Origin of the sequence: Saccharothrix coeruleofusca, from assembly GCF_014648515.1 — a bacterium.
Classification (GTDB): domain Bacteria; phylum Actinomycetota; class Actinomycetes; order Mycobacteriales; family Pseudonocardiaceae; genus Actinosynnema; species Actinosynnema coeruleofuscum.
On record NZ_BMRG01000004.1, the window covers coordinates 141,584 to 150,391 of the forward strand.

5 protein-coding genes are annotated in these 8,808 nt (G+C 70.2%); all 5 read right to left on the reverse strand.

All coding sequences use genetic code 11. The annotated features are described in order from the left end of the window. Positions 1 to 11: 11 nt before the first annotated feature. A complete protein-coding gene (locus IEZ00_RS12805) occupies positions 12 to 644 on the reverse strand; it encodes a hypothetical protein (RefSeq protein WP_189223450.1) in 633 nt (210 codons plus the stop codon). Then, positions 644 to 1,255 (reverse strand): hypothetical protein, encoded by a 612-nt coding sequence (locus tag IEZ00_RS12810; RefSeq protein WP_189223451.1) that lies wholly within the window; start codon positions 1,253 to 1,255, stop codon positions 644 to 646. The genes IEZ00_RS12805 and IEZ00_RS12810 overlap by 1 nt, the downstream gene beginning before the upstream one ends. Further along, on the reverse strand, positions 1,252 to 7,431 hold the full coding sequence (locus IEZ00_RS12815; RefSeq protein WP_189223452.1) for an eCIS core domain-containing protein: 6,180 nt from the start codon (positions 7,429 to 7,431) through the stop codon (positions 1,252 to 1,254). Before IEZ00_RS12815 ends, IEZ00_RS12810 begins: the two co-directional genes overlap by 4 nt. Then, positions 7,428 to 7,670, reverse strand: coding sequence for a hypothetical protein (locus IEZ00_RS12820; RefSeq protein ID WP_189223453.1), 243 nt, complete (start codon positions 7,668 to 7,670; stop codon positions 7,428 to 7,430). Before IEZ00_RS12820 ends, IEZ00_RS12815 begins: the two co-directional genes overlap by 4 nt. Next, positions 7,661 to 8,808: ATP-binding protein (locus IEZ00_RS36545; RefSeq protein WP_229795552.1), on the reverse strand; the 1,148-nt coding region annotated here is incomplete at its 5' end. The genes IEZ00_RS12820 and IEZ00_RS36545, both read right to left, overlap by 10 nt.

Consider the following 8,808-nt stretch of genomic DNA (forward strand, 5'->3'; position numbering starts at 1 on the left):
GGCGTGCTCCTTCAGATGTTCCGCAGCCCGAGCGCTTCCAGCCGCCCCGGCGCGGCCGAACCGGCGAACCGCTCCTTCTGCGACAGGTAGGCCATGTAGAGGTCGGCCCCGCGGTGGCCCGCGGGCAGGTCGTTGACCGAGAGGACGCGCAGCCCGATGCTGACCGTGGCCCGGTACGGGTTCAGGTCGGCGTCGAACGCTTCCTCGGTGATGGCCAGCTCGGTCAGGCGCACCGGCATGACCCGCTTGGCACCCCAGACGAACAGCGTCAGCGGGGTCTCGACGGGAGTGATCTCCAGCGTGCCCAGGCTCGCCAGGCGCAGGTTGGTGTTGATCTGGGTCGTGGTGGGGTGGACCAGCATCTCCAGCGTCGCCAGCTGCGGGTGGATGCCGAACTCGCTGGGCACCTCCGGCTGGTCGGTGGCGTCGATCTCGGCGGTGAACCGCCAGGTCTCGATGGCCGGGCCCTTGAGGCGCAGGGCTTCGGTGCGGTCGCCCTGCTCCGCCCCGGAGGCTTGGGGGGCGAGGCTGCGTTCGAGGGTGTCGGGGTTGAACTGCATGACGATGACCCGGCGCGTGCCCTGGTCCGGGTCGACCACGATCCCGGCGCGAACCGGCTTGGGGATGTCCAGGTAGCGGGTCATCAGGTCTCCAGTCGCAGCTTGTCGATCACGTCCAGAACGCGGACGGCGAGGCCGCGGACGAACTCGTCCGGGTCGTTGTCCGCCATGTCCTGCACCAGTGGGTTGAACAGGTTCCACTCCGTGTAGGTGATTGCCCACAATGCGCCTTCACGAAGGATCGGATCCTGTTCCCTGGCGGCTCCCGTGATGCGCTCCACGAAGTCGTCCTGGGGTTCGAGCGGCGACCCGAGTCCAGCTCTGGCGATCGCCAGGGCCTTGGTTTCTGTATTGTCGGCCGAATCAACGGCGGCGATGAGTTCCTGGAAGCGAAAGATTTTGGGATGTACTTCGAAGACGGCTGCCGCTGTCTCGACCTCTTGAGCTCCCAGCCAACTGGTTATGATGATGTACGCGCACTGGAGCGCGCTGTCCTCGACGTACGACACCCGCAGTCCCGCTGCTAGTTCCCACTTCACCAGGCGATCTTTGTTCTGTTCGGGAGCTGCTGGCCTGTCCAGTATCCTCTGCCAATCCGACCCCTGGGCAATGAGTTCTACTTCGAGGAGCGGTGTGTCGCCCTTGAGTATGTACCGTCGTGACCGGTAGCCGTCGGGACGTTTGATCGCCTTCATTGCATCAGCCTCGCACTGGGAGTCCACCAGGGAAGTTCGGTGCGCATGCGGTCTATTATTTTCTGGAAGAGGAGTTTCTGTGTGCGCTCCATGTTCCCGTGCGAGTCTACGTCAATCGGTCCTTGCGAGTTGAACCAGGCCTGGAGGAGTCGTATCTCGCGGTTCATCAGGTTTCTCGCGTCCTGCTGCTTCTCCAGTTGCTGCAGGGAGCGGAACTGCTTGGTGTTGTACTTCGCAACCCCTTGTTTGGCGCTGCGCACTCGTGCTTCGGCTGCGCGGACGGCGCTGCGGTTGCCACTTTCACCCTGCTTGTCCAGGTTCTTCTGCGCCAAGTCGAGTTCTTTCTCTGCTTTTCTTACCAGCGCTACCTGGCGTTGCCACTGGGGCAGTTCGCGGAGATTCCCGCTAAGTAGTTCAGGCGGTGCGCCGCTGCGCTCCAGCGCTTTGATCCTCCGTTCGATGGCTTGGTCGAGCGCGCCGGGCTTCTTCTTCAAGTACTTGCGCATCACCGTTGCAGCACTGGATGATCCCTCCGGTGCCATCGGCTGCAAGCGGAACGCCCTGAGGAACTTCTTGGCCTGCTGTCGCTGATCGCCAGCGTTCGGAACCTCGGCGTACATGTCGGACAGCAGGATCGACAGTACGCGAGTGCCGGGGTTTCGGCGGTTCTCCGTGTCGTGTGCCAAAGTGCCGAGCAGTGCGACCTCTCCTGGGTCGGCGCCGAAGTCGGTACCCCTCGACCGGTGGAAGGCGGCGAGCGCGGCGGCTGTCTCCGGAATTTTTCCGGATGACATGATGCGGTTCTCTGACTCGACGTAGCGCCCGCCTTCCTTGGTGATCTTGCCATTGTTCATCTTCTGCAAGAAGAGTAGTCCGGGTTGGCTGTACGGACTCATCATCAAGCTTGAAACTTCGCCGCCGCCAGCGCCTTCGTACTTGATGATTCGCCGTTGGAATGGTTTGCTGGTCTGTGCTTGGAGGAGCCCGCTTCGTGTTGTGATGTCCTCGTCCTCGGGCACGTTGAGCTGCGTGTGGCCTTCAGGAGAGGATCCCTCCTGCTGAGTTCTTCCCTTGATTCGTTCGTCGCGCTGCTTCTCGATGTCCTCGGCAACGTCCCGGATGAACTTGAGGACTTCTTCCGGAGGAAGTTGGACACCGTTGATGACAAGTTTTTCAGGATTGAGACGTGCGGTGTCCGTGAAGCTCTTCTGTCCCTCGCTGCGCAGTGAGGTGAGGCGGTGCCACAACCGCCACGCCGTCAGTGTCAGCGCATGTATCCGGCGACCGATTCCCTTGTGCAGGAGGTTCTTCAACTTTGGCCTGATGCGAGCGACTATCAGGTCCAGGCGGCGCTCCTTCGCCGCAGGCGAGTTCTTCTGCTCGTCGCGCTTCTTCTTGGCTTCCTGCCGCTGCTTGGCCTTGGCCTTCATGCGGTCGCGGAAGTTCTGGTACTTGTCCCGCAGCTTCTTCGCGGTGTTGCGCAGCGACTTGCCGATCTTGCTGTTCGCTACCTTCCTTCCGACCTTCTTCAGGGTGGTCGCGACTCGCTTGACCCCGTTCGCCACGGCGTTCTTCGCCTGGTTCAGGCGTCCCCGAGGCGATCCGGCCGCGGGACGGCCGGGGCGAGCCGGGCGAGTGGGGCGGCCGGGACGTCCGGGGCGACCGGGCCGTTCCGCACGGTCGGGACGTCCCGGACGGCCCGATGGACGTCCAGGGCGGGCGGAGGGACGGCGGAGCGCAGCACCCGCGCGCTGAGCTCCGCGACGGGCCGCGTTGACGGCGCGACCGGCGGCCTTGCGCGTGCCCTTCCCGGCCCGCTTCAGACCGTTCATGATCTTCTTGGCCATTCCCTTGAGCGCGTTGCCCACGCCCTTGGCCGCCCCGGCCAGCTTGGCCATCAGGAAGTTGGTGATGAACTCCAGCAGCGCCACCACGCCGGCGGCCACGGCGGCGGCGAACAGGCAGGCGGCAGGCCCGGCCTTGACCGCCTTCACGAAGGCCACGAAAGCCCCGACAGCCGCGATGATCTTGCTGATCGTGCCCCACGCCGCCATCAACCCCTGCACCACGGCCAGCACGGCACCGGCGGCGGGGACGATCAACGACACCAGTCGTTCGATGACGACGGCCACGATCATCATGGGCAGCGCCGCGATGATCGCGTCCCAGACCATCTTGCCGATCTTGGCCATGCTGATGCAGCCCTTGATCAGCACGTCGATGACGGACTTGCCCAGCCCGACGATGGCTTGGACCTTCTCGTTGAACCACTGCCGCACGGCCGACTTGATGGCGTCCCACAGGTGGTTGCGGATGCCCTCGACCGCCGCCGCGCCGAGCTTGCCCAGCCACGCCCCGACGCCCATGGACGCGATGTCGGCGATGATCGCGGCGAACTCGCCGAGCATCTGGATGGCGGCCTTGGCGAACTCGATCGCGGCGTTCACGGCACTGCGCACCAGCTCGACCGCTGCCTTGAGGCCCTTCTCCAGCAGGCGCAGCAGGCCGGTCAGCGCCTCGGCGAGCTTGTTGAGCAGGAACTCGACGCCCGCCTTCAGCGCGTCGGCGAGCTTGTTCACGGCGGCTATGGCCGCGTCGCGGGCGGCCTCGATGCCCTTGCGTATTCGCGCGGCCAGCTCGGGGAAGAACAGCGCCAGGACGTCGCAGAGCTTGAGCAGGACGGTGGCCAGTGCGTTGATCAGGCCGATGATCGCGTTGCGCGCCAGGTCGATCAGGCCGGTGACCACCGAGGCGAAGGTCTTGATGATGCCGTTGACCACCGCGACGGCCGCGTTGAAGATCGCGGTGATCGCGTTCAGCAGGCCCTCGAAGAAGGCTTTGACCTTGGAGGCGATCCAGCTGAAGAAGCCGCCACCTTCGGACTCGCGCTGCTTGGCCTCCTTCTCCTTGCGCGCTTTCTCCTCGGCCTGCTCGCGCTCGTGCTCGATCTTGTCGTTGTCGTCCTGCTGGCGCTGCTCGGTCTCCTTGTCGGTGTCCTCCTTCTCCTTGTGGATGCCGGTCCGCGACGCCTCGTGCTCCTTGGTGGCCTCGCCGTTGCTCTCCTCGATCTTGGCGTCCTGCTCGGCCCGCCACTGCTCGCGCTGCGCCTGCACGTCCGCGGCGACCTTGCCGCGCTCGTCGGCCTGGGCGGCGCTGTTCTCCTGGACCTGCTGCGCCACCTGGGCCTCGTGGTCGGCCTTCGCCTGGGCCTCGCCCTGCTGCTTGGCCTGCCGCTCGGTGCCCATCTGGGCTTGGCCCTGCGCCACGCCCGCCTGGATCTCGGCGCCGCGCTCCTGCTGCGCGACGACGGCGACACCCTGATCGGCGTCGCCCGCCTGGGCCGGGCCGCCGCCTCCGCCGCCCTCCGCCGAGGGCACCTGGGCGGTCAGCGTCTCCGGCGGCGCGTTGGGGAAGATCTGGTCCTCGCCCATCGGCTTGGCCGACTCCTCGCGGCCCGCCGTGTGCAGGGTGGTGGAGGCGTCCCGCAACTCGTTCGTCTGCTCGTCGGTGCGCGCCGGGTCGTGCTCACCGGTCAGCTCGACCTTCGGGGCAGGGCCCACGGTGGTGTTCAGCGCCGGGTCGGTGGTCGGGACGTTGTCCACCGCGTCCTGGACGTCGCGGACCTCCTGCTCGGACATCTGACCTTCGGCGTTGCCCGCGACGTGCGGGCGGCGGGCCTGCTGGGCCTGGTTCTCGCCCTCGACGCGCTTGGCCTCGGCCTGGCGCTGCTCCTCGGCGGCCTGGGTCTCCTTGGCCTTGGTCAGCTCGACCTGCACCGGGTCGCCGGGCGGCGCGGCCTCGGGCGCGCCGGTGAGGATCTGCGGCGCGCCGGACGGGCGGGTGGTCGTCGGGGGAGCGGCCTGCAACGCCTGCTGCTCCTTCGCGACGTCGTTCGTCGCCGCCGCGTCCACTTGGGACAGCGAGGTCTGCATCTTGTCCGGCGGCAGGGTGGCCACCGTGGCCAGCGCCCCCTCCGGCGGCTGGTTCGACACGTCCGGTGGGGCCGGCTGCTGTTGTTCGGCAGGCGCGGGGGCCGCCGCGCCTGCACCGCCACCACCGCAGCCCGCGCCACCACCGACGGCCTCGGGCTCGGCCGGGGCCGGACCACCGTCACAGCCGCCGCCGCCCGGCTCCAGCGACGCCTCGGGAGCCGGCCCCGGTGCGCCGCCGCCGTCCGGCTCGGGCCCCGCGGCCCCTGGTGCCGCTTCACCGCCAGGACCCGCGCCCCCCGCCAAGTCGGGGCCCGCGTCCGGACCGGCCGGGCCAGCGAGATCGGGGCCGGCGGGACCGGGGCCGCCTGCGAACGCGGCGGAATCGGGGGCCGTGGACGGCGCGGGTTCGGCCAGGGCCGCCGCACCGGCGGGTTCGGTGGACTCGGCGCGGCCGTCGTCCGCGCCGACCGGGCCGGGGGACACCGGTGCGGCGGGCGGCTCGGCGGTCGGTTCCGGACCGACTTCGGCGTCCAGCGGCTGTTCGGCCGGTGGCTCGTCCTCTTCCTCGCGCTCGGCGGCGAACGGTGATTCCGGCGCTGGCTCCGGCGCTGGTTCGGGGGTGGCCGCCTCGGCTTGCTCGGGTGGCTCCTGCTCTTCGACCTGCTCGGCCTTGGTGGGCGGCGGGCTGGGGAAGCTGGGCGCCTCCTGCTGAGGCGGAGGCGATCCGCTGGCAGGCAGGGTGATCCGGTCGGCGGTCGGGACGTTGGAGACGTCCAGATCGGTGGCTGGCAGGTGGTCCTCGGGCTTGAGCTCCGGCGGCTCGGGCCGCTCCTGCTCCGCCCTGGGCTCCTCGGGCTCGGGAACCGGCACCTCGCTGTCCGCCGCCGCCTCCAGGCCGATCGGCTTCTCCTGCTCTTCGAGGCGTTCGTCGGTTTCCGGGCGGTCCAGCAGGCCGTGCTGCACCAGCGGGCTGTCCGGCGCCTGCGCGGCGGCCTCCACCCGTTCCGGGGCCACCTGGCCCTCCTGCTGCGCCATCGGGGCGACCTCGGGCGCGGGGGTGGCCCCGGCGGGCGGACCCTGACCCGGTGGTGGTTGCGCACCCGGTGCGCCGGGCCCCTGCGCGGCGGGGATCTCCTCGGCGGGCGTGCCCTCCGCGGGGGCCTCCTCCTCGGCGGGCTTCTCCTCGCCTTCCTCCTTCTCCCGTTCCTCCTCGCCTTCCTCCTTCTCCCGTTCCTCCTCGCCTTCCTCCTTCTCCTCCTCGGGCTTCTCCTCTTCCTCCTCCGGAGCGGGTTCTTCGGTGGAGGGCTCCTCCGCGGGTTCTTCGGTAGAGGGCTCCTCCGGCTGCGGTTCTTCGGTGGAGGGCTCCTCGGTCGACGGGTCTTCGGGCTGAGGCTCCTCGGGCTGTGGTTCTTCCGGTTGAGGTTCCTCGGGCTGGGGCTCTTCGGTGCTGGGCTCCTCGGGCACCGGTTCCGGCACGCTCGGCGTCTCCACCGGGCCGGGCGTGCTCTCCGCCTCCCGCACGTACTCCAGCACCCGCGCGTACTCCGCCGAGGACAGCCGCCGCTCCAGCCGGATCAGCACGTCCTCGCGCAGCTCCGGGGTGAACCGGGCCAGCTGGGCCCGCACCCGCCGCGACGAGTCGGTGGGGTCGCCGCGCAGGCTGCGCAGCACGCCCGCGACCAGCCGGTCCACCAGCGTCGCGGGGTCCAGCCGCTCGGTGCGCAGCCGGTCGGCGTTGACGGTGGCGTAGCGCAGCCACGCCGCTCCCTGCGCCACGCGCGCGACCGGCTCCTCGGCCTGGTCGGACCGCGCGACGCGCTCGGCCTCCTGCTCCACCGGCTCGCCCGGCAACGACACCGAGCCGGTGTCGCGGCCCTGCACCAGCGCGCCCAGCGGGTGCGGGACTTGCGCGGTGTGCAGCAGCTCGTGCACCAGCAGCCGCTCGCCGTCCGGGGTCTCGGGGCGGAACATGCCGTGCCCGAAGAAGATGTCCTGCCCGACGGTCACCGCGTCCGCGCCCAGCAGCTCGGTCAGCTCGGCCGCCTCGCGGTCGTGGTGCACGCGCACCGCGGCGAAGTCGTGGCCCAGCCGCGACTCCAGCTCCCGGCGCAGCCCGAGGTCGATCGGGTGCCCCGGCGAGGCCAGCACCTCCCGCAGCTCGCGCGGCTTGCGCGCGAACACCGACGGGCTGTCCTGCTTGGGCTTGCCCGGCTCGCCCGCCGTGCGGGCCGCCGCGCGCGTCACGGCGCACCCCCGCGCAGTCCGGTGTGGACGGACCTGGCCAGCGCCACGCCCAGCGCCCGCGCCGACGAGGTCCGGGGCAGCGCGGGCAGCCCGGCCACGACCTCCCGGTCCACCAGCGCCACCGGGGCGTCGCGCAGCAGCCGGGTCAGCTCCCGCCGGAACGACTCCACCAGCAGGTCCGCGTCCAGCCCGCCGAACCCGGTGAGCACCAGCTCGTCGATCCGCACCCTCACACCCACCCGGCCACCTCCGAGGAGGTCAGCGAGCGGTCCAGCTTGAGGTACTCGGTGCGGGCCGCCGCCAGCACGTGCCGCATCCCCAGCGGCGCGGCCTCCTCGGCGGCCAGGAACGCCGCCGAGAGCGCGATGTTGCGGATGCTGCCACCCGCCACGGTCAGCTGCGCGAGCTTGCCCGCGTCGACGCCCTCGGTGGGGGTGTCGGCGGGGATCACCCGGCGCCAGATCTCCGCGCGCTCGACCGGGCCGGGGAAGGGGAAGTCCACCACGAACCGGATGCGCCGCAGGAAGGCGGTGTCCAGCGCCTTCTTCATGTTGGTGGTCAGTATCGCCAGGCCCCGGTAGGACTCCATGCGCATCAGCAGGTAGCTGACCTCGATGTTGGCGTAGCGGTCGTGGCTGTCCTTGATCTCGCTGCGCTTGCCGAACAGCGCGTCGGCCTCGTCGAACAGCAGCAGCGCGCCGCCGCCCTCGGCCGCGTCGAACACCCGGCGCAGGTTCTTCTCGGTCTCCCCGATGTACTTGCTGATCACCTGGGACAGGTCGATGACGAACAGGTCCAGGCCCAATTCGCCCGCCAGCACCTCGGCGGCCAGCGTCTTGCCGGTGCCGCTGCCGCCCGCGAACAGGGCGGTGACGCCCAGCCCGCGCCGCAGCACGTTCTCGAAGCCCCACTCCTGGTAGACCCTGGAGCGCTGGCGGACGTGCGCGATGATCTCGCGCAGCACCAGGCGCTGCGCGTCGGGCAGCACCAGGTCCGCGGCGACCGCGCGCGGCTCGACCCGCTGGCCCAGCTCGTCCAGCGCCATCCTGGCCTGCTCCAGCCCGGCCCGCCACGCCCGATCCGCCGGATCGCCCCGCTCGTCCGAAGCCCGGCCCACCGCCGCGCCTGCCGCCCGGATCACGTGCGAGGGCAGGGAGAACTGCGCCACCAGGTCGCGCAGCCGCTGCTCGGGCACCGCCGACCCGCTGCCGTTGAGCGCGGAGCGCCACAGCGCGCGCTGCTCGTCCTGGGTGGGGCGGGTCACCGCCACCCGAGGCCAGGTCCGCTGCCCGGAGGGCACCGGGTCGAGCGCGGAGACGACCACCGGCACCGCCAGGCCCTCGACGAACGACCGCACCGCGGCCTGCTGCGGCCCGC

Bases quoted from the DNA above. Each gene is read 5' to 3' on its own strand.
- IEZ00_RS12810 (WP_189223451.1), bottom strand. From the start codon at position 1,255: ATGAAGGCGATCAAACGTCCCGACGGCTACCGGTCACGACGGTACATA.
- IEZ00_RS12805 (WP_189223450.1), bottom strand. From the start codon at position 644: ATGACCCGCTACCTGGACATCCCCAAGCCGGTTCGCGCCGGGATCGTG.